Genomic DNA, 1,147 nt, shown 5'->3' on the forward strand with positions numbered 1-1,147 from the left:
GAACTGAACTTCCATGACCGGGGCCGGCCAGATCGAGGGCGCCAAGGATCGACGAGACATCGTCAGGCACATTCGTCGGCAAGACAAACGAATCGATCTCTGTTTCTAGCAAGGCGCGGGCCGCAGATGGCCGATACCCGACCTACCTGGTGTCATCTTTTCGCGGTGTAGCTCTCAGTTGGTGGGAGCGTTGCGCGAAGAGGCCGGCGCTTCTCAGGCGCGTCGCTCAAAGCATGACGGCGCCCGGGACCTCTCCGACGAAGAACTGCTCAATCGCGCGCCCCAGCTACGCTTTGCTAGCCTGCGCAGCCACATCGACGAGGGCCAGAGGCCGCCTTCGCGCTGCACTGTCGTCGCTTGGCGCGAAAGCGTGGATGCGCACCCAGTGCTTGGCCGGTTGCTGGAGCTAAGCGGATACCCCTTACATAAACCCAGTATGACAGATCGCGAAGGCCGATGTGTCGGGTTTTTTCGCCTGGATGTCGCATAGGGCCTCTGTTTTGTCGCGAAAAATCCCCTCGATCGTTATTACTCAGCAGTCAAAAATATAGGCGACAGAAGGTGCTTCGAAGAATGATCGAACCAGCCGGCGATTCTTCTGCATGTCGCGCAACTGCTGGTCGACGCGGATTTCGAGTTTCTCGCCGGCTCGCAGCGGATTGCGAGCCACGCCGGTGCGCTTGACGTGACTCCACACCAACTCGTCCGGGTTCAAGTCCGGTGCGTAGCCCGGCAGGATGTGCATGCTCAGCTGGCCCTGGGTGGACTCGATGTACTGGCGCACGTTGGCTTTCTTGTGGGCCGGCAATCCGTCAACCACCAGGTGCACGGGCTTGCTGCGGCCCTTCATCATCTTCTTGAGTAATTCGATGAACAGTTCGGCATTCAACGCACCCTGGTAAGTCGCGAACCAGAAGCCCCCTTTGGCGTTGACAGCCGAGGCCGCCGAGATCGACTGGCGTTGCCCGGGACGCTCGATGACCGGGGTCTTGCCTTTGGGCGCCCAGGTTTTACCGTGCACGGTGTCGGCGCGAAATCCCGATTCATCCCAGAAGTAGACTTCGCCTCCGCTTTTCCTCGCGGCCGCGGCGATGCCGGGGTAGGTTTCACGCTGCCAGCGCTCGATGGCTTGAGGATCGCGCTGGTA

At 60.5% G+C, this 1,147-nt stretch carries 1 protein-coding gene; it reads right to left on the minus strand.

Translation table 11 applies throughout. From position 1 onward, the window contains the following. Positions 1-532: 532 nt before the first annotated feature. The coding region (locus tag AC1DY5_RS56540; protein WP_478122854.1) for an IS630 family transposase at positions 533-1,147 on the minus strand (615 nt) is incomplete at its 5' end.

Source organism: Variovorax sp. P4_D9, from assembly GCF_056401695.1.